Genomic DNA, 18,385 nt, shown 5'->3' with positions numbered 1-18,385 from the left:
GCCAAGTCCGCGTGCGCGACGATGCGATTGACTTGCGCCCGGACGGGCCGGAAAACTCCAGTCGCACAATGCTGTCGCTTCCCGCATCCCTCGCACGCGCCGTCGCGCAACTCGGCGATCCGGGCATTCTCCGGGTGCTGGGAAAGTCGATTCTGGCGACGCTGGGTATCTTCGCCCTCGCGGGCGCGGGGCTCTATGCTCTGTTGCAACACGTGCTGTCGCAATGGATCGCGAGCTACGACGAAACGCTGGCGGGCGTGCTGACCCTGCTGGCGGTGGCGCTGGGCGGGTGGCTGCTTTTTCGCGTCATCGCGCTGGCGGTGATCCAGTTCTTCGCCGACGACGTGGTGCGCGCGGTGGAGCGGCGCCATTATCCGCAGGCGGCCGCGTCGGCGCGCGAACTTCCCTTCGCAGAATCGCTGGCGGAAGGCGCGAAGGGGGCGGGGCGCACCGTGCTGGTCAATCTGTTGATCGCCCCCGTCGCGCTGGTGCTGCTGGTCACCGGCGTGGGCACAATCCTGCTGTTCTGGGTCGTCAACGCCTGGCTGCTGGGCCGTGAACTGCTCGATCTCGCCTGGTTGCCCCATCGGGCGAGCCGGGAAGATCCAGCACCGGTCGATGCTGTTACGCGTTTCCTGCTGGGCGGCGCCATCGCGGCGTTGCTCGCGGTCCCCTTCCTCAACCTGCTCGCACCGGTTATCGGCGCGGCCGCAGCCACCCACCTGGTACATGGACGATCGAGATGAAACGCAACTGGGCTCTCGCCACCGCCGCTTCCCTCGCGCTGGCCGGATGCGCCACGATCCCTCCGGGGCGGAGCGAGGGGACCTCGCCTTCCTCCACCAGCGGTACCCGGCCGAGCCGACCGACGGCCGTTCCCCCCAGCAAGCCACCGCCCCCGTCGCCGGACGGGTTTCGTGCGCCGCGTATCATGCGCGCGCCGGGACTGGAGGGCGTGATTGGGCAAACGTCCGCGCAATTGCAGAACATCTTCGGCCCCGCGCGGCTCAACGTGATAGAAGGCGACGTGCGCAAGCTGCAATTCGTGGGCGAACCATGCGTGCTCGACATCTATCTTTACCCGCTCTCCCCTGGGGCGGAGCCGACCGCGACCTATGTCGATGCCCGCCGGGCGAGCGATGGGCTGGACGTCGACCGCGCCAGCTGCGTCGCGGCGCTCAGGCGCTAGGGCCGGTCCTCTCCGCCCTCGCGCGCGGCACGGCGGGCGATGACGAGGCAGGCAATTCCGGCAAGGCCGAACCCGACCACGCCGCTGAGCGGTGCGTCGAACAGATCGAACCAGCCCAGGACCTCGGCGAGCCAGGCGATCGCCAGAAACAGCGCGATCGCAAGTGCGATGCGACCCACGGTGCGCAGCATCGCGGTCGTCATACCATGAAGCTTTCGCCGCACCCGCACGCGCCCTTGGCGTTCGGGTTCTCGAATACGAAGCCGGCAGTGAAATCGTCTTCCTGCCAGTCCATCACGCTACCGACGAGGTACAGCACGCTGGCACCGTCGATGTAGAAGGTGCCGCCGGGCGTCTCGATCTTCTCGTCGAACTTCGCCTCTTCAGTGACGTAATCGACCGAGTAGGCCAGACCGGAGCAGCCGCGCCGGGGGGTCGACAGCTTGACCCCGATCGCATCTTCGGGTGCCTTCGCCATCAGATCGGCGACGCGCTGCTCGGCAGCCTTGGTCAGCGTGACCGCAGCGGGGCGTTCGCGGAGTTTTGTCTCGGCCATCACAGCATCCCCAATTCGAGGCGCGCCTCGTCGGTCATCTTGTTGGGCCCCCAGGGCGGGTCCCAGACCAGGTTGACCTCGGCATCGCGTACGCCGGGTACGGACGCGGCGCGCAGTTCAACCTCGCCCGGCATGGTCTCGGCAACGGGGCAGTGCGGCGTCGTCAGCGTCATGGTCACGACCACGTCCGCCTCGTCCGACACTTCGACGCCGTAGATCAGGCCGAGGTCGTAGATATTGACCGGTATCTCCGGGTCGTAGATTTCCTTCAGCGCCTCGACCACCGCCTCGTACAGCTGGCCGCCGGGCTCGCCCGCCTTCGCTTCGGCAGGCTTCTTCTGCAGGAACCCCTCGAGATAGTCGCGCTTGCGCTCCATAGTCTCGCGCGGGGTTTCGCCTTCTGGCTCGACCGCGTCCTGCACCCGCGCGCGGGGCGGCTTGGGCGGCGTATCCGTCAGCACCTGCTCGTTGGGAGCGGGGGCGGCGATGAAATCCTTGCTGTCCTGGTCTTCGCTCATATCCGTGCCTTCCTAGGCGAAAATCTTCTGCGTGCGCTCGATCCCGCGCACCAGCGCGACGATGTCGTCGGCATCGCTGTAGAGGCCGAAGCTGGCCCGCGCCGTTGCCGGTACGCCCAGATGCGCCATCAGCGGCTGCGCGCAGTGATGCCCCGCGCGGATCGCCACATTCTCTTCGTCCAATATGGTGCCCAGATCGTGCGGGTGAACCCCCTCCATCACGAAGGAGACGATCCCGGCGCTGTCCTCCGGCCCGAACAGGCGGACCGAATTGAACCGCGACAGCGCATCGCGCGCCTCGGCCACCAGCGCCGTTTCATGGCGTTCGAGCGCGGCGATATCGGCCGCCGCGATGTAGTCGATCGCGGCGTGGAGCGCGATCGCTTCGGTGATCATGGGGGTCCCGGCCTCGAAGCGCTGCGGCGGCTTCGCATAGGTAGAACCTTCGAAAGTGACGGCATCGATCATCGCGCCGCCGCCCTGCCACGGGGGCATGCCGTCGAGAATTTCGTCCCGCGCCCACAGCACGCCGATCCCCGTCGGGCCGTAGAGCTTGTGTCCCGAAAAGACGTAGAAGTCGCAACCAAGTGCGGACAAGTCCAATGACATGCGCGGCGCGGCCTGGCATCCGTCGAGCAGCAGCTTCGCGCCCACGCCATGCGCGAGCTCCGCAGCGCGGCGCGCGTCGAGTTTCGAGCCGAGCACGTTGGAGACATGCGCCAGCGCGACCAGCTTGTGCCGCTCCGTCAGCATGTCGGCCAGCGCGTCGAGATCGATCCGGCCGTCTTCGGTCAGCGGGCAGACATCGATCTGCGCCCCGGTCCGCTCGGCCAGCAGTTGCCAGGGCACGATGTTGGAATGATGCTCCAGCATCGACAGCATGATGCGGTCGCCAGCGCCGATGTTCGCCCCGCCCCAGCTTTGCGCGACGAGGTTGATCCCTTCGGTCGCGCCGCGCACGAAAACGACCTCGTCCTCGCTCTTCGCGCCGATGAATTCCGCCACGCGCCGCCGCGCGGCCTCGTAGCCGAGCGTCATGTTGGCGGAGCGCGAATAGACCCCGCGATGGACGGTCGCGTAATCCTCCCCCAGTGCGCGCGCCATCGCGTCGATCACCGCGCTTGGCTTCTGCGCCGTCGCGGCGGTGTCGAGATAGTGCCACGGCGCGCCGTCGGCGGTCACCATACCGGGGAAATCCGCCTTGCGGGTCAGGAGCGCGGTGTCGCTCACAATTGCTGTTCCAGCCGCGAGAGCGCCAGGGCCATCAGCCGCTCGCGCTCGTCCTCGTCCGCCAGCGCGACGAAGGCATCGCCGATGAAGGCCTGGACCAGCAGCTTGCGCGATTGTTCGGGCGAGAGGCCGCGCGTCGCCATGTAATAGCGCGCCGCATCGTCCAATTGCCCGACGCTGGCGCCGTGTTCGCACTTCACGTCGTCGGCGAAGATTTCGAGCTGCGGCACCGCATTCACACTGGCCCCGCGTTCGAGCAGCAGACCCTTAAAGCTTTGCGCCGCGTCGGTCTTCTGCGCGTCGCGCACCACGTCGATCCGGCCGAGGAAATTGCCCGTGCCCTTGCCCCAATGAACGCTGCGCACGACCTGGTTGCTGGTCGCATGGGGAGCCTCGTGCGCGACGCGGGTAACGAATTCGCGGGTCGTCTCGCGCCCGCCCAGCGTCACGCCGCCGAGTTCGAAATGCGCCCCCTCGCCCAGCGTCACGACGATCTCGATCCGCCCGAGCCGACCGCCCGCGATCACACCGAACAGCTCGCACCGCGCGCCCGCGCCGACCTTCACGCGCAGGCGGCGCAGTTCGGTATCATCGTTCGCACCGGGGCCGGGCTCGATCACCAGCACGTCATGGAAGCGCTCGCCGGCGGGCACGTCGATATCGCGCCAGTCGTCGAACCGGGCGAGGTCCATGCCCTGCAGCGCCTCGACATCCGAATAGCGCCACGCCTCGTCCTTGCGGGTGGGGAGAAGAATCGATTCGCTCATCGGCTCGCCGGTCCTTCCGCGCGCCGCGCCAGCATTTTCGCCACCGCCGCGTCCTCGTATGATTCCAGGCACGGCTTGGTGCCGTCGAGCAGCGCGTCGAAACGCTTGCGCTTGGTCGCCTTGTTCAGGTCCGATCCCATGATCGCGTCGATATGCCCCTCCACCGGGCGCACGCAGGCGAGCATCGCGCCGCAGCGGATCGCGTCGAGCTGTGTATCGCCGGTGCTTCTTTCGGTGCGGCACATCAGCTTGCCGCCGCGCTTGAACACGCCGCCTTTCCAGTTGGCGAGCTTCTTGCCGATGACGGTGATCTCGGTCGGCTGCGTGGGCTGAGGTACGGCGGCGGGTGCCTGGGCGAGGAGGATAGCTGCGAGAACGCTCATGCCGCCATCACCTCGTCATATCCCTCCTGCTCCAGCTGGAGGGCGAGATCGGGACCGCCGGTCTTCACGATCCGGCCATTCGACAGGATGTGCACGAAATCGGGCTTCACCACGTCGAGCAGCCGCTGGTAGTGCGTGATCAGCAGCACCCCCTTGTCGGGTGCGCGCATGATCGCGTTGATCCCGTCGCCCACCACGCGCAGCGCATCGATGTCGAGGCCGGAGTCCGTCTCGTCCAGAACCGCCAGCTTGGGATCGAGGATACCCATCTGCACCATCTCGGCGCGCTTCTTCTCGCCGCCGGAGAAGCCGACATTCACGTTGCGTTTCAGCATATCCATGTCGAGCTTGAGCAGCGCGGCCTTTTCCTTTGCGACCTTCAGGAAATCGCCGCCGGTCAGCGCTTCTTCCCCGCGCGCGGTGCGCTGCGCGTTCAGCGCCTCGCGCAGGAACTGCACGTTGGAGACGCCGGGAATCTCGACCGGGTACTGGAAGCCGAGGAACAGCCCCGCCGCGGCGCGCTCGTGCGGTTCCATGTCCAGCATGTCCCGGCCCAGGAAGCTGACGCTGCCTTGTGTCACCTCGTAGCCGGGGCGACCGCCCAGCACGTAGGCCAGCGTGGACTTGCCCGCGCCGTTGGGGCCCATGATCGCATGGACCTCGCCCGCGTTCACTTCGAGCGAAAGGCCCTTGAGGATCGGCTTGCCGTCGATTTCGGCGTGAAGATTGTCGATTTTCAGCATGTTCTCAGTCGTCTCTTTGATCGTCGTCCCGGGCCTGACCCGGGGCCGGTGCTGCCTTCGATGCAGCGCCGAGGAAGAAAAGCACCATCCCGGATCAGGTCCGGGATGACGTGGGAGGGGAACGGCGGGAGTCGCGCGTTACGCGAGCGGCGCGGCGGCCAAAGCCTGCTACGAGCATCTTCCAGAGCATAAAGCCCACAGGAATGCCGTAGACGACGGCGACGAATGCAAGGGAATAAACAGGTACCTCAGAAAAATCCCGAGCACGCGGGAAAATTCGGCCGCTCCAAGCCAGAACGAGCAAGAACCATGGTACGGCGACGAAGGCCCATAGCACCATTGCGCCTATGAGAAGACCATCGTCCGTTTCGCTTCCCGGAAGTTGCTCCTTCATCAGTTGCGTCCTCCCCGATGCCCTCTCGCCGGGCCATTCCCGTCGCGGTCGTAGCGCGGCTTGGACTGCCGAGGATTCTCCGCATTGTGGCGGCGGCGGGCCTCGCCCTTGTCGGCGATGCGCATGCGCATCCCGGCGGTGATGCGCTGGAGCACGGCGTCCATGTTCTCGAGGATGTCGCTCGCGGCGATGCGCATCACGCGGATGCCGACCGATTCGAGGCTCTTGTCGCGGCGCTTGGCCAGCATCTCGTCCTGGTCCGGCTCGTCGATCTGGATCGCCATGCCGAGATTGTGGCAGTTGAAATCCACGATGGCGCTGCCGACCACCGCGTGGCGGGTGAACTTGTAGCGCCCGAGATCGGCCGTGGCGAAACGCGCCGCGAGCGCCTTGTGCGCCTCCGACGAATGCCGCCGCAAATGCCGCGCCCGCTCGTGCAGCGCGTCGAGCCGCTTGTCCGAGATTTCCCAGCCGCGCCCCTTCTTCTTGAGCGCGGGGGCAGTGTCAGCGGTCTCGGAGGGATCGCGAAGTTGGAGGGTTTTACGGTCGTTCATTGGGTTTTCGTGCTTGTAGTGACGGAGGCGGAGGGGCGGGACGCGGCGAATTGCGCGCTTTTTTGGCGCAATAGTCAGACGAGTACTGGCCCTTGGCGGTGACGAAGCACGGTCGCATGTCCTCACTGACCCAGCCTTCGCTCTCAATCGCATGGTTGAAAGCCGCGCTCGCGAACGATGCGGCTAGGAAGTAAGGGCTGAATTCTGCCTCGTCGACCTGGTCGAAGTCGCCCGTAAGAACGCCAGGATTGCGCGCTGCAAACGACATTTGAGACATGGGATGGTCAGCACAGGCTTTGTCGACGTTTGCTTTCGCAAAGCCGATAGCGTTCTGAGGATCGGCCGTAGGCTCGATTCGTCCAAGAGCCAGCGTTTCACGCTCGACGCACTTCGCGTAATCGATCGCGTTCTGGAACTGATTATCGGTGATCGACGTAGGCGCGCCGCGGGTAAAAGTGAACCAACCGAGGACCGCAATCTGCGTGAATTCTTCAAGCGTTCTTGGCCGTTGAGACCACTCGAAATCACTTCCGATGCCCAACGCCTCGCCACATGTCCTGATGGCATCGTCGTTCGAGGCCTCTTCAAGGCAGAGAACAACCGGGCGCGTATCTTGAAGGGCGCCGATCAAGCTCGGCTGAGCAGAAGCCTCGCTGGAACAGGCACTGAGGCCGAAGCCACACATGACCATCGCGGCCACGCTTGTAGACCCAGTTTGGAGTCCAAACCGGCTCACCCCACACTCCCCTCGAGCGAAATCGCCAGCAGCTTCTGCGCCTCGACCGCGAATTCCATCGGCAGCTCCTTCAGCACCTCTTTCGCGAAGCCGTTGACGATCAGCGCCACCGCCTCTTCCTCGCCCAGGCCGCGCTGCATGGCGTAGAACAGCTGGTCGTCGGAAATCTTGCTGGTGGTCGCCTCGTGCTCGATCTGCGCAGAGGGGTTCTTCACCTCGATATAGGGCACGGTATGCGCGCCGCAGCGGTCGCCCAGCAGCAGCGAATCGCACTGGGTGAAATTGCGCACGCCGTCGGCATTGGCGGCGACGCGGACCAGACCGCGATAGGTGTTGTTCGATTTGCCCGCCGAAATCCCCTTCGAGATGATGGTCGAGCGGCTGCCCGCGCCGTTGTGCACCATCTTGGTGCCGGTGTCGGCCTGCTGGTAATTGTTGGTCACCGCAACCGAGTAGAATTCGCCGACCGAATCCTTCCCGTTGAGCACGCAGGAGGGGTATTTCCACGTCACTGCGCTGCCGGTTTCGACCTGGGTCCACGCGATCTTCGAGCGGTCGCCCTGGCACAGGCCACGCTTGGTGACGAAATTGTAGATCCCGCCCTTGCCCTCGGCATTGCCGGGGTACCAGTTCTGCACGGTCGAATACTTGATCTCGGCGTCTTCCATCGCGACCAGTTCCACCACCGCGGCGTGGAGCTGGTTCTCGTCGCGCATCGGCGCGGTGCAGCCTTCGAGATAGCTGACATAGCTGCCCTTCTCGGCGACGATCAGCGTGCGTTCGAACTGGCCGGTATTCTCCGCATTGATACGGAAATAGGTGCTGAGCTCCATCGGGCAGCGTACGCCCTCGGGCACATAGACGAAGGTGCCGTCCGAAAAGACCGCGCAGTTGAGCGTGGCGAAATAGTTGTCGCGCTGCGGCACCACCTTGCCGAGCCATTTCTTCACCAGTTCGGGGTGCTCGCGGATGGCCTCCGAAATGGAAAGGAAGATCACGCCCGCCTTCTTCAGCTCCTCGCGGAACGTGGTGGCGACGCTGACGCTATCGAACACCGCATCGACCGCGACCTTGCGCGCGCCCTTCACCCCGGCGAGCACTTCCTGCTCCGCGATCGGGATGCCGAGCTTGTCGTAGGTCGACTTGATCTCCGGATCGAGCTCGTCGAGCGATTCCAGCTCGGTCTTCTTCTTCGGCGCAGCGTAGTAATACGCGTCCTGGTAATCGATCTCGGGATAGCCGAGCTTCGCCCAGTCGGGCTCCTCCATGTCCTGCCACAGGCGGAACGCCTTCAGCCGCCAGTCGAGCATCCATTCGGGCTCTTTCTTCTTGGCCGAGATGAAGCGGACGGTGTCTTCGTTCAGGCCCTTGGGCGCGAACTCCGTGTCGATTTCCGAATGCCAGCCGAATTCGTACTCGGCGGCCCTTGCCGCGGCCTCCTTGGCGTCCCTATCCATTTCGGGGCGATCCATTTCCGGCTTCTCGAGCGCCGGGTGCCCATGGTCCAGAGTGTCGATGGTATCGGTCATGCCATTTCCCTGTGAGCCGACGCATCGGCTCTTGCCGAAAGCTGCGTCAGCGAAATTCCTGCGAGCGCGCCGCGCAGCGCCTCGTTCACCACCGGCCAGTGCGGGCGGACGGAGCAATCGTGGTCGATCGCGCAGTCAATGCCTTCGACGCAGGCGGTCAGCGCGATCGGCCCCTCCACCGCCTCCACGATGTCGGCCAGCGTGATCGCCGCCGCCGGGCGCGCCAGTTGCAGCCCGCCGCCCGCCCCGCGAATCGAGCGCAGCAGGCCCGCCGCGGCGAGCTTGCTGACGATCTTCTGCACGGTGGGCGCAGGCAGTCCGGTTTCCGCCGCCAGCTCCGCCGCGCTCACCCGCCCGGCACCGCAATGGCGCGCGGCGGCGCCCATGGTGACGACGGCATAGTCGGCGAGGTTGGAAAGGCGCATGAGGCGGGCGATATCCTAATCGGAGCGTTTCGTTCCGATTTCACCTATGCACCATGCGCACCGGTTTCAACGCGAAACCACCTGTTGCGAGTCGTTAGCATTCACGCGGCCATGCTTGCCAGACGATGCGAATGGCGTGCAGCGAGCGGGCATGGACGCTTTCCGGATGATTCGCCCCGCTCTCTTCGCGCTCGATCCCGAACGCGCGCACGGGCTTTCCATCGCCGCGCTGAAAGCGCTGCCCGGGCGCGGGGCGCGCGCCGAAAGCGCTTGGCCGCTGGCGACGCAGGTAGCAGGGCTCACCTTCCCCAACCCGGTCGGGCTGGCCGCGGGATACGACAAGGATGCGCAGGTGCCCGATGCGCTGCTGTCACTCGGCTTCGGGTTCGCCGAGGTGGGCTCCATCACGCCCTTCCCGCAAGGCGGCAACCCGAAGCCGCGCCTGTTCCGGCTGGTGGAGGACGCGGCGGTGATCAACCGGATGGGGTTCAACAATGGCGGCGCGCTGGCCGTCCGCGAACGACTCGCGCGGCGGCAGGGACGGCCCGGCATCGTCGGGGTGAACATCGGCGCGAACAAGGATTCGGACGACCGCGTGGCCGACTACGCCCTGATGGCGCGGGCGATGGCCCCGGTGGCAAGCTATCTGGCGGTCAACGTCTCCAGCCCCAACACGCCCGGCCTGCGCGCCTTGCAGGACGAGGGCGCGCTGGGTGCCCTGCTCGATGCGGTGATCGCCGCGCGGGACGAGGCCTGCCCGCAACATGCGCCGCCCGTGTTCCTGAAAGTCGCGCCCGACCTCCAGCCCGCCGACGTGGACGCGATCGCCCGGATCGCGCTGGACCGGAAGCTGGGCGCGCTCATCGTTTCCAACACCACCATCGCCCGTCCCGCCCTGCGATCGGCGCATGCCGACGAGACCGGCGGGCTGTCGGGCGCGCCGCTGAAGGACCTGGCAATCGCCCGGCTGCGCGATTTCCGCCGCGCGACCGGGGGCGCGATCCCCCTGGTCGGCGTCGGCGGCATCGCCAGCGCCGACGAGGCGTGGGAGCGTATCCGCGCCGGGGCGAGCCTGGTCCAGCTCTACAGCGCGCTGGTCTATCATGGGCCGGGTCTCGCACGGCGCATCGTACACGGTCTGGAGGCGAGAATGCGGGCCGAGGGCTTTTCTTCGATTGCCGAGGCGGTCGGCACCGCATAGCGTCGCGCGCCATGCTGAACCGTTCCCTGCTGGCGCTCGCCGCGCCCCTCGCCCTCGCTTCCACTCTTGGCGCCTGCGCCACCGTCGCTAACGATGCACCAACCGCGCAATCCGCCGGTGTCGGCACCGTCAGCGCCGCCGATCCCCGCGCCCAGGCCGCCGGGATGGCGATCCTGCGCGAAGGCGGCAACGCCACCGACGCCGCGATCGCGACCATGCTGGCGCTCAACGTGGTGGAGCCACAGAGCTCGGGCATCGGCGGTGGCGGCTTCATCGTGCGCGGCGCGGCGGATGGCACGGTCGAAACCTATGACGGGCGCGAGAAGGCCCCGGCGGGCGCGACGCCCGATTGGTTCCTGACCCCCGACGGCCAGCTGCCCCCGTTCGAGGCATCGCGGAAGAGCGGCCTCAGCGTCGGTGTGCCGGGCAACCTCGCCCTCGCCGCGCTGGCACACAGGGAGCACGGCAAGCTCCCCTGGGCGAAGCTGTTCGCGCCGGCCATCGCGCTCGCCCGCGACGGGTTCGAGATCAATCCGCGCCTCAACCAGTCGATCGCCGAGACCGCCGACCGTGCGGGCTGGACCGCGGAAGGACGCGCGCTCTACTTCACCGCCGAAGGTCAGCCGCGCCCCGTGGGCGATACCATCGTGAACGAGGAGCTGGCGCGCACCTTCGAAGCGATCGCGGCGCAGGGGCCGAAGGCGTTCTACACCGGCCCGCGCGCCACGGCGCTGGCCGAGACGGTCGATGCGCACACGCCCCATGCCGGGGCAATGACCCCCGCCGATCTCGCCGATTACGAGGCAAAGGAGCGCAACGCCGTCTGCGGCACCTACCGCAAATACCGCGTGTGCGGCATGGGCCCGCCGACCTCCGGCGGGATCGCGGTCCTGCAAATCCTCGGCGAGCTGGAACGGTTCGACCTTGCCAAGCTGGGCGTCCAGAACCCGGAAACCTGGCATCTTTTCCTAGAGGCGCAGCGGCTCGCCTATGCCGACCGCGAGCTTTACGCGGCCGACAGCGATTTCGTGCGCGTGCCGGTCGCGGGGCTGATCGATCCGGCCTACCTCGCCCGCCGCAGCGCGCTGATCCAGCCGAATTCCACGATGGCGACGGTGCGCGCGGGAACGCCGGTCGGGGCCGACACCGCGCTCGCCGATGGCGACGAGCCCGAGGAGCACGGCACGTCGCATTTCGCGGTGGTCGACGGGTCGGACACGATGGTCAGCTATACCTCGACCATCGAAAGCGCCTTCGGCTCTGGCCTGATGACGGGCGGTTTCTTCCTCAACAACGAAATGACCGATTTCAGCCGTTCGCCCACCGTGGACGGCCGACCGGTCGCCAACCGGGTGGAAGGCAACAAGCGCCCGCGCAGCTCCATGGCACCCGTAGTGGTCTACGATCCGCAGGGCCGGCCCTTCCTGGCCATAGGCGCGGCGGGGGGTGCGACCATTCCGGTGCAGACCGCGCGCAGCATCATCGGCGTGATCGATTTCGGCCTGTCGGCGCACGATGCGCTCGGCATGCCCTTCATCATGCAATATGACGACGCGGTGATGGTCGAACAGGGCACCTGGATGGAACGGGCGATGGATCGCTTCCGCGCGCTCGGCCATGAAAATATCATGGCACGCGCGGCGCCGGTAAAGGCCAATGCGGTCCTGCGCACGCCCGAGGGATGGGAAGGCGCGCGCGATCCCCGGGTCGAGGACAAGCTGTCCCTTCCCTGATCGCCCTACCGACAGCTGCTTGCCCGCCGCTTGCCGCTACGGCGCGGGGACCGTATCGGGCGCAAGGATAACGACAGACAAGACGATCATGGGACAGGAGCCTTCCGGCATGCAGCTGAACGAGGTCGATTCCGCCAACAATCTGGTCCAGCTGTTCCTGCACCGGGCGGACGTGCTGGGCGACAAGCCGTTCCTGGGGACCAAGCGCGACGGCGAATGGCAGACGATCAGCTGGCGCGAGGCGGCGGAGCGGGTTTGTCTGCTCGCGGAAAACCTGCGCGCAATGGGCCTCACGACGGGCGACCGGGTGCTGCTGGTGTCGGAAAACCGCCCGGAATGGTGCATCGCCGATCTCGGCATCATGGCCGCGGGCTGCATCACCGTGCCCGCCTACACCACCAATACCCAGCGCGACCATGTCCACATCCTGTCCGATTCGGGCGCGCGCGCCGTCATCGTCTCGAACGAGAAGCTGTCCCAGCCGCTGATTCCCGCCATCATGCGCACCGGCCTCGCCGAACATATCATCCCGATCGATACCGTGCGTTCCTACCAGTCGGGCCAGCTGACCTGTCATGGCTGGAGCACGCTCACCGCCGGCAACGCCAAGGCGGCGCGCGCGGCGGTGGACGAGCGGATCGCGCATATCCAGCGCGAGGATACCGCCTGCCTGATCTACACCAGCGGCACCGGCGGCGCGCCGCGCGGGGTGATCCAGCACCATGGCGCGATCCTGTGCAATGTTTCCGGCGCGGCGCGCATTCTGATGGAGGATTTCGGCCTCAATGAAGACGAGCGGTTCCTGTCGTTCCTGCCGCTCAGCCACGCCTATGAACATACCGGCGGGCAATTCCTGCCGATCGGGGTCGGCGCGCAGATCTACTACGCCGAGGGGCTCGACAAGCTGGCGAGCAATATCGAGGAAACGCGCCCGACGATCATGGTCGTCGTCCCGCGCCTGTTCGAGGTGCTGCGCACCCGCATCATGCGCCAGGTCGAAAAGCAGGGCGGTGCGCCGCAGCGCCTGATGGACATGGCGATCGGCTTGGGTGAACGGCGCGCGCATGGCCGCTATCGCCTGGGCGACAAAACACTGAACCTGCTGCTCGAAAGGTTGCTGCGGCCCAAGATCCGCGCCAAGTTCGGAGGGCGGATCAAGGCCATGGTTTCGGGCGGAGCGCCGCTCAATCCCGATGTCGGCGTGTTCTTCCAGGCGATGGGGCTGACCATGCTGCAGGGCTACGGTCAGACCGAGGCGGGTCCGGTGATCGCCTGCAACCGACCGCGCGCGGGCATCGCGATGGACACGGTCGGCCCGCCGATGGACGGGGTCGAAATCCGCATCGCCGACGACGGCGAAATTCTCTGCCGTGGCGAGCTGGTGATGCAGGGATACTGGCAGAACGCGACGGAAACGAACCGCGCATTGCAGGACGGCTGGCTCCACACCGGCGATATCGGTCATCTCGACGAGCGCGGGCGGATCAAGATCACCGATCGCAAGAAGGACATGATCGTCAACGACAAGGGCGACAACGTCGCACCGCAGAAGGTCGAAGGGATGCTGACCCTGCAGCGCGAGATCGGCCAGGCGATGGTCCACGGCGACCGCCACCCCTACGTCGTGGGGCTGATCGTCCCCGATCCCGAATGGGCGGCCGAATGGGCGAAGGCGCACGACCGCAAATTCGAAATGGCGGCGCTGCAGGAAGATCCCGAATTCCGCCAGGCGATCCGCGCCGCGGTGGACCGCGTTAACAAGGACCTGTCGGTGATCGAAAAGGTGCGCCAGTTCACCTTCGCCGACGAGCCGTTCTCGATCGAGAACGAGCAGATGACCCCCAGCATGAAAATCCGCCGCCACAAGATCCGCGAGGTGTACGGACCCCGTCTGGAGGGGCTCTATCGCAGTTGACGGATGGTCAGGGCACGATCGTCGTGAACAGATAGGTCGCGAAGATGACGAGGTGGACGATGCCCTGCACGATCGTCGTGCGACCGCCACTGAGCGTCAGCGTGGCGACGAGCAGGGTCAGCGCCAGCAACACGATCGAGCGCATCGACAGGCCCAGCTCCAGATCGAGGCCGAAGACCAGCGCCACCCCCGCCACGGCGGGGATGGTGAGGCCGATGGCAGCCAGGGCGGAACCGATCGCGAGATTGAGGCTGGTCTGAACCCGGTCCGCACGCGCCGCCCGATAGGCGGCGAAACCTTCGGGGGCGAGGACGAGGGCAGCGATGATGATCCCCACCAGCGCCTGCGGCGCGCCGACCGAACGCACTCCGCTCTCGATCACGGGCGACAGCAGCTTCGCCAGCAGCACGACCGCCACCAGCGCGACCAGCAGCATGCCGGACGCGGCGATCGCCTTCGCCCGCGGCACCGGGGCCTCATGCGCGTGATCGTCCGCTTCCTCGATATGGTGGACGAAGTGATCCTTGTGCCGGATCGTCTGCGCGACCACGAAAGTGGCGTAGACCAGCAGCGAGATCACCGCCACGAACACCAGCTGCTTAGGACTGTAGAACGCGCCGCTCGCGGCGGTGGTGAAATTGGGCAGGACCAGCACCAGCACCGACAGGGTCGCCAGCATCGCCAGCCCGGCACTGACGCCCGCCTGGGTGTAGTTCTGTTCGTGATGCCGCTGGCCACCCGCCAGCAGGCAGATGCCGATAATCCCGTTGATCGTGATCATCAGCGCCGCCATCAGCGTATCGCGCGCCAGCGTCTGCGATCCCGCCCCTTCGCCCAGCATGATCGACACGATCAGCGACGCTTCGATGATCGTAACGGCAAGCGCGAGGAGCAGCGTGCCGAACGGCTCGCCGACATAGTGAGCCAGTACCTCGGCATGATAGACCGCCGCCATGATCGCGGCGGCGAGCAGCAAGCCGATCGGGATCGCCAGCGCGATGCCGGACGGCTTGCCGAGCAGCAGCCCTGCCAGCGCCAGGATGGGCGCGGCCACCGACCAGCTGGGCAGCGTGTAGAGGTTGAGCGGTCGCGGCGTGGTCATCGCGCTATGGCTAGCGGATGGGCCGTGTGTGGCAAGCGCGATCCCGCGGCTCGGCTCAGGCGGCCGCGTCCTTAATGAATTCGGGATAGAAGCCCGGCTGCGCGATAGACCACGCGGGCGCGGTTGCGGCGGCTTCGCTCAGGCTTTGCAGCAGGCGCTTGCGTTGCTGCGGGTCGATCTGCGGCAGCGCCGCCGCGGCGCAGAAGATACCGGGCAGCCATGGCCGGACCTCGGCACCAAGCAGTCTTTCGTAGAGGAAGCGGAACGGGGGGAAGCCGTCGATCCGCTCTTCCGCCAGATCGCCCGCCGCGATGCCCACGAGGGTGCCAAGAAATGCCGTCGGCACCGCCGTCTCACACGGGTCCGGCACCGTGCCACGCACCTTCTTCAGCGGCTGATAGGCGATGTATTGCCGCCGGATCGCCGCGCTTTCCGCCGCGTCGCGCGCCCATAGCCGGAAAGCGTCCGAGCGCCCCAACCCGACGTCCAGGCTGCGGCGGATGAACCGCTGCGTGCACGGCTTGAAACTCGCGAATTCGCGCATTTCGCTGATGAGCAGCGATGTCGTGCCGCTGACCGTCATGAGTGGCCCCTGCTCTTGTTGCGGCAGCGAGCTATCGCGGAACTTGGTTAAGACGGGGTAAGCATGACGGTGAAAATCGCCGGTCCGGATATCGGTGAGCTCAGATTAGCCCGGCAAGCGGGCTGGAAGGGTCGGCATATTTGCGCGTCGCCATGCGGCCTGCGCGATAGGCTTCGCGGCCCGCCTCCACCGCCAACTTCATCGCGCGGGCCATGCGGATCGGATCCTTTGCCTCCGCAATCGCAGTGTTCATCAGGATGCCATCGCACCCGAGCTCCATCCCGACCGCAGCATCCGACGCGGTGCCGACGCCGGCATCGACCAGGACGGGCACGCTCGCGCCTTCCACGATCAGGCGAATGGTCACGCGGTTCTGGATGCCCAGCCCGCTGCCGATCGGGGCGCCCAGCGGCATGATCGCCACCGCGCCCGCTTCCTCGAGCTGTTTCGCCGCGATCGGATCGTCGGCGCAATAGACCATCGGGTGGAAGCCGTCCCTGGCCAGCACCTCGGTCGCCTTCAGCGTCTCGCGCATGTCGGGATAAAGCGTCTTCGCCTCGCCCAGCACCTCCAGCTTGACGAGATCCCAGCCCCCCGCCTCGCGCGCCAGGCGCAGCGTGCGGATCGCCTCGTCCGCGGTGAAGCAGCCGGCGGTGTTGGGGAGGTAGGTGACCTTCTTCGGATCGATGAAATCGGTCAGCATCGGTGCCTTGGGATCGCTCACGTTCACGCGGCGAACGGCGACGGTCACGATTTCTGCCCCCGATGCCTCCAGCGCGGCGGCGTTCTGCGCGAAATCCTTGTACTTGCCCGTCCCCACGATCAGGCGCGAACGGAAGGTATGGCCGGCGACCGACCAGCTGTCGTCCTGTCCGGCCGGCGGCACGGCTTCTCCGCCGCCGACGAAATGCACGATTTCCAGCGTGTCGCCATCGTGCAGCGCGACGTCGGCCAGCCCGGAACGCTCAACGATCGCGCCGTTGCGCTCCACCGCGACCTTCGCCGGATCGAGCTCGATTTCGGTCAAGAACGCGCCCAGCGTCGGCGCGCCGGTGCGCCGGACCTCGCCATTGACGGTCAGGGAACGGGTGGTGCGGGTATCGGTCTCGCTCATGAAGAGCGAGATAGAGCCCCATGCGCGTGACGCAAGTTGAGGATGTGGCCGAGCGACACCAGCGCCACCCCGATGATGGTCAGTATCGCTTCCTCCATCCCGTGCGGCGCGGCCAGCGCGCCGCCCATGAAGGTGAGCCCGGTCATGGCGACTACGAAAGGTGCGCGGCGGCGATGGCGTAGTGCGCCCCACCCGATGGCCGCCCCAGCGATGACCACCGCAACGGCCAGGCCCCAGCGATGGATCGCCGGGGAAAGGAGCCATTCGCCCCCGATCCCTAGCGCGGAAACGACCACGATGCTGGCAACGCAATGCACCGCGCACAGGCTCGACAAGACGATCCCGAACTTGTCGAGGCGATTGCGGGCCGGGCTGAGTCGCGATGGCATGGCGCACCAGATATGTAATGTTGTTACATTAGGCAAGGACTTCCTCCCGCTTTGGCCACCGCCCGACGCTGATCCGCGGCAGCCGGCCTTGCGCAAAAGCGCACAAACGCGCATCACGCCGCCGCAATGGTCGCATCCTCACAACTGACGGCAAAACGCCCACGCGCGATCGCCAACTGGCTGTTGGTGGTCGCTGGTATGGTGGTCCTGATTCTGGTCGTGGGCGGCATCACGCGGCTGACCGAATCCGGCCTGTCGATCACCCAGTGGAACCCGGTCACAGGCGCGCTGCCGCCATTGACCGATGCGCAGTGGCAGGCCGAATACGCCCGCTATCGCGCCACGCCCGAATTTCGCTTCGAGGCCGGGCCGGCCGGCATGACGCTGGAGCATTTCAAGTTCATCTTCTTCTGGGAGTGGTTCCACCGCCTGATCGGGCGGCTGATCGGACTGGCCTTCGCGCTGCCACTGGCCTGGTTCTGGGTGAAGGGGCAGATTCCGACGGGCTACAAGCCGCGCCTGGTCGCACTGCTGGCGCTGGGCGGGCTGCAAGGCACGTTCGGCTGGTTGATGGTGCGTTCGGGCCTTTCCGGTCAGATGACCGATGTGAGCCATTTCTGGCTCTCTATCCATCTCACCACCGCGCTGTTCACGCTGGCGGGGCTCGTCTGGACTGCGCTCGACCTGATCGCGCTCCACCGGCACCCTGCGTCGCGGCCGCGCCATCTCAGGCTCGACGCACTGCTGCTGGGGGCGATGCTGCTGGTCCAGCTGGTGCTGGGTGCCTGGGTCGCGGGGCTCAATGCGGGCCATGTGACGCGAAGCTGGCCGCTGATGGACGGCCGGCTGGTCCCGGAAGTCGACAGCGGCGGGCACGGTACGCTCTATACGCTGACGCACGATCCGTTCCTGCTGCATTTCCTGCATCGCTGGTGGGCGATCGCGGTGCTAATGGCGATGATCTGGTTCGCGCGCTCGATCCGCGGCTTCGCGCGCCTGCCCGCGGCGGCGCTCAATGGCGTGGTGGGCACGCAGGTGGTGCTCGGGATCCTGACCGTCGTGAGCGGCGTGTCGCTATGGATAGCGGTCCTGCACCAGCTGGTGGGCGCTCTGCTCGTCGCGACCTTCGCCTGGGCGGCGCACGCCAAGGGGCGCGAACGCTGGCTGCGATGACGCCGCTGCCGATCGGGAAGATGCCGCCGCAATAACGCGGAACGACCTTGGAGGTATTATTTTACCTCTCCGCTAAGGTGCGGATTTGCTTGACTTGCAGGCCTTGGCACGACAAATGCGCCGCCTTGCCGACCCTTTCGGGTTCGGCCCT

General features: G+C 66.4%; 21 protein-coding genes. 6 read left to right on the top strand and 15 right to left on the bottom strand.

Annotated features, from left to right (window positions below):
• Nucleotides 1-11: 11 nt before the first annotated feature.
• Nucleotides 12-746, top strand: coding sequence for an EI24 domain-containing protein (locus MKP08_RS03900; protein ID WP_241554965.1), 735 nt, complete (start codon nucleotides 12-14; stop codon nucleotides 744-746).
• Nucleotides 743-1,189 carry a hypothetical protein gene (locus MKP08_RS03895; RefSeq protein WP_215229349.1) on the top strand — a complete coding sequence of 149 codons (447 nt, stop codon included), beginning with the start codon at nucleotides 743-745 and terminating at the stop codon, nucleotides 1,187-1,189. The genes MKP08_RS03900 and MKP08_RS03895 overlap by 4 nt, the downstream gene beginning before the upstream one ends.
• Here MKP08_RS03895 and MKP08_RS03890 read toward each other — a convergent pair.
• The 11 genes from MKP08_RS03890 to MKP08_RS03840 all read right to left on the bottom strand — a co-directional run bounded on the left by MKP08_RS03890 (nucleotide 1,186) and on the right by MKP08_RS03840 (nucleotide 9,024).
• A complete protein-coding gene (locus tag MKP08_RS03890) occupies nucleotides 1,186-1,392 on the bottom strand; it encodes a hypothetical protein (protein ID WP_241554964.1) in 207 nt (68 codons plus the stop codon). The genes MKP08_RS03895 and MKP08_RS03890 overlap by 4 nt on opposite strands.
• Complete coding sequence (locus MKP08_RS03885) at nucleotides 1,389-1,745, bottom strand: iron-sulfur cluster assembly accessory protein (protein ID WP_241554963.1); 357 nt, start codon at nucleotides 1,743-1,745, stop codon at nucleotides 1,389-1,391. Before MKP08_RS03885 ends, MKP08_RS03890 begins: the two co-directional genes overlap by 4 nt.
• On the bottom strand, nucleotides 1,745-2,263 hold the full coding sequence (locus tag MKP08_RS03880; RefSeq protein WP_241554962.1) for an SUF system Fe-S cluster assembly protein: 519 nt from the start codon (nucleotides 2,261-2,263) through the stop codon (nucleotides 1,745-1,747). Before MKP08_RS03880 ends, MKP08_RS03885 begins: the two co-directional genes overlap by 1 nt.
• A 12-nt stretch (nucleotides 2,264-2,275) precedes the next feature.
• The gene (locus MKP08_RS03875) at nucleotides 2,276-3,493 is read right to left on the bottom strand and encodes a SufS family cysteine desulfurase (RefSeq protein ID WP_255750427.1); all 1,218 of its coding nucleotides are present in this window, start codon (nucleotides 3,491-3,493) and stop codon (nucleotides 2,276-2,278) included.
• A complete protein-coding gene (locus MKP08_RS03870) occupies nucleotides 3,490-4,260 on the bottom strand; it encodes a SufD family Fe-S cluster assembly protein (RefSeq protein ID WP_241554961.1) in 771 nt (256 codons plus the stop codon). The genes MKP08_RS03875 and MKP08_RS03870 overlap by 4 nt, the downstream gene beginning before the upstream one ends.
• Nucleotides 4,257-4,643: a hypothetical protein gene (locus MKP08_RS03865; RefSeq protein ID WP_241554960.1), complete on the bottom strand. Its 387-nt coding sequence runs from the start codon at nucleotides 4,641-4,643 to the stop codon at nucleotides 4,257-4,259. Before MKP08_RS03865 ends, MKP08_RS03870 begins: the two co-directional genes overlap by 4 nt.
• Nucleotides 4,640-5,386 (bottom strand): Fe-S cluster assembly ATPase SufC, encoded by a 747-nt coding sequence (gene sufC, locus MKP08_RS03860; protein WP_241554959.1) that lies wholly within the window; start codon nucleotides 5,384-5,386, stop codon nucleotides 4,640-4,642. Before sufC ends, MKP08_RS03865 begins: the two co-directional genes overlap by 4 nt.
• Before the next feature lie 393 nt (nucleotides 5,387-5,779).
• Nucleotides 5,780-6,334 carry an endonuclease domain-containing protein gene (locus MKP08_RS03855; protein ID WP_241554958.1) on the bottom strand — a complete coding sequence of 185 codons (555 nt, stop codon included), beginning with the start codon at nucleotides 6,332-6,334 and terminating at the stop codon, nucleotides 5,780-5,782.
• Nucleotides 6,321-7,034: a hypothetical protein gene (locus MKP08_RS03850; protein WP_241554957.1), complete on the bottom strand. Its 714-nt coding sequence runs from the start codon at nucleotides 7,032-7,034 to the stop codon at nucleotides 6,321-6,323. Before MKP08_RS03850 ends, MKP08_RS03855 begins: the two co-directional genes overlap by 14 nt.
• 32 nt (nucleotides 7,035-7,066) lie before the next feature.
• The gene (gene sufB, locus MKP08_RS03845; protein ID WP_241555527.1) at nucleotides 7,067-8,542 is read right to left on the bottom strand and encodes a Fe-S cluster assembly protein SufB; all 1,476 of its coding nucleotides are present in this window, start codon (nucleotides 8,540-8,542) and stop codon (nucleotides 7,067-7,069) included.
• A gap of 53 nt (nucleotides 8,543-8,595) precedes the next feature.
• Nucleotides 8,596-9,024, bottom strand: a complete 429-nt coding sequence (locus MKP08_RS03840; RefSeq protein ID WP_241554956.1) for an SUF system Fe-S cluster assembly regulator — start codon at nucleotides 9,022-9,024, stop codon at nucleotides 8,596-8,598.
• A gap of 151 nt (nucleotides 9,025-9,175) precedes the next feature.
• Here MKP08_RS03840 and MKP08_RS03835 point away from each other — a divergent pair, with 151 nt between their 5' ends.
• The 3 genes from MKP08_RS03835 to MKP08_RS03825 all read left to right on the top strand — a co-directional run bounded on the left by MKP08_RS03835 (nucleotide 9,176) and on the right by MKP08_RS03825 (nucleotide 13,873).
• Nucleotides 9,176-10,225: a quinone-dependent dihydroorotate dehydrogenase gene (locus MKP08_RS03835; protein WP_241554955.1), complete on the top strand. Its 1,050-nt coding sequence runs from the start codon at nucleotides 9,176-9,178 to the stop codon at nucleotides 10,223-10,225.
• A gap of 11 nt (nucleotides 10,226-10,236) precedes the next feature.
• A complete protein-coding gene (ggt, locus tag MKP08_RS03830; protein WP_241554954.1) occupies nucleotides 10,237-11,958 on the top strand; it encodes a gamma-glutamyltransferase in 1,722 nt (573 codons plus the stop codon).
• Between the two features lie 109 nt (nucleotides 11,959-12,067).
• On the top strand, nucleotides 12,068-13,873 hold the full coding sequence (locus tag MKP08_RS03825; RefSeq protein WP_241554953.1) for a long-chain fatty acid--CoA ligase: 1,806 nt from the start codon (nucleotides 12,068-12,070) through the stop codon (nucleotides 13,871-13,873).
• 7 nt (nucleotides 13,874-13,880) lie between these two features.
• On the opposite strand, the gene MKP08_RS03820 is transcribed toward MKP08_RS03825, so the two are convergent.
• From MKP08_RS03820 to MKP08_RS03800, 4 genes are all read right to left on the bottom strand, one after another.
• Nucleotides 13,881-14,975, bottom strand: coding sequence for a calcium:proton antiporter (locus MKP08_RS03820; protein WP_241554952.1), 1,095 nt, complete (start codon nucleotides 14,973-14,975; stop codon nucleotides 13,881-13,883).
• A 55-nt stretch (nucleotides 14,976-15,030) separates the two neighbouring features.
• A complete protein-coding gene (locus tag MKP08_RS03815; protein ID WP_241554951.1) occupies nucleotides 15,031-15,558 on the bottom strand; it encodes a hypothetical protein in 528 nt (175 codons plus the stop codon).
• 100 nt (nucleotides 15,559-15,658) lie between these two features.
• Nucleotides 15,659-16,672: a sulfur carrier protein ThiS gene (thiS, locus tag MKP08_RS03810; protein WP_306300118.1), complete on the bottom strand. Its 1,014-nt coding sequence runs from the start codon at nucleotides 16,670-16,672 to the stop codon at nucleotides 15,659-15,661.
• The gene (locus MKP08_RS03800) at nucleotides 16,669-17,061 is read right to left on the bottom strand and encodes a MerC domain-containing protein (RefSeq protein WP_215229365.1); all 393 of its coding nucleotides are present in this window, start codon (nucleotides 17,059-17,061) and stop codon (nucleotides 16,669-16,671) included. The genes thiS and MKP08_RS03800 overlap by 4 nt, the downstream gene beginning before the upstream one ends.
• Before the next feature lie 126 nt (nucleotides 17,062-17,187).
• Between MKP08_RS03800 and MKP08_RS03795 the strand changes: the two genes are divergently transcribed.
• Complete coding sequence (locus MKP08_RS03795) at nucleotides 17,188-18,234, top strand: COX15/CtaA family protein (protein WP_241554950.1); 1,047 nt, start codon at nucleotides 17,188-17,190, stop codon at nucleotides 18,232-18,234.
• The last annotated feature ends 151 nt before the right edge of the window (nucleotides 18,235-18,385 follow it).

The sequence above is a fragment of the Erythrobacter sp. LQ02-29 genome (assembly GCF_022576075.2).
In the GTDB taxonomy this organism is placed as follows: domain Bacteria; phylum Pseudomonadota; class Alphaproteobacteria; order Sphingomonadales; family Sphingomonadaceae; genus Alteriqipengyuania.
Note: the sequence above shows the minus strand (reverse complement) of the source record. Positions and strands in the feature narration are given on the sequence as shown.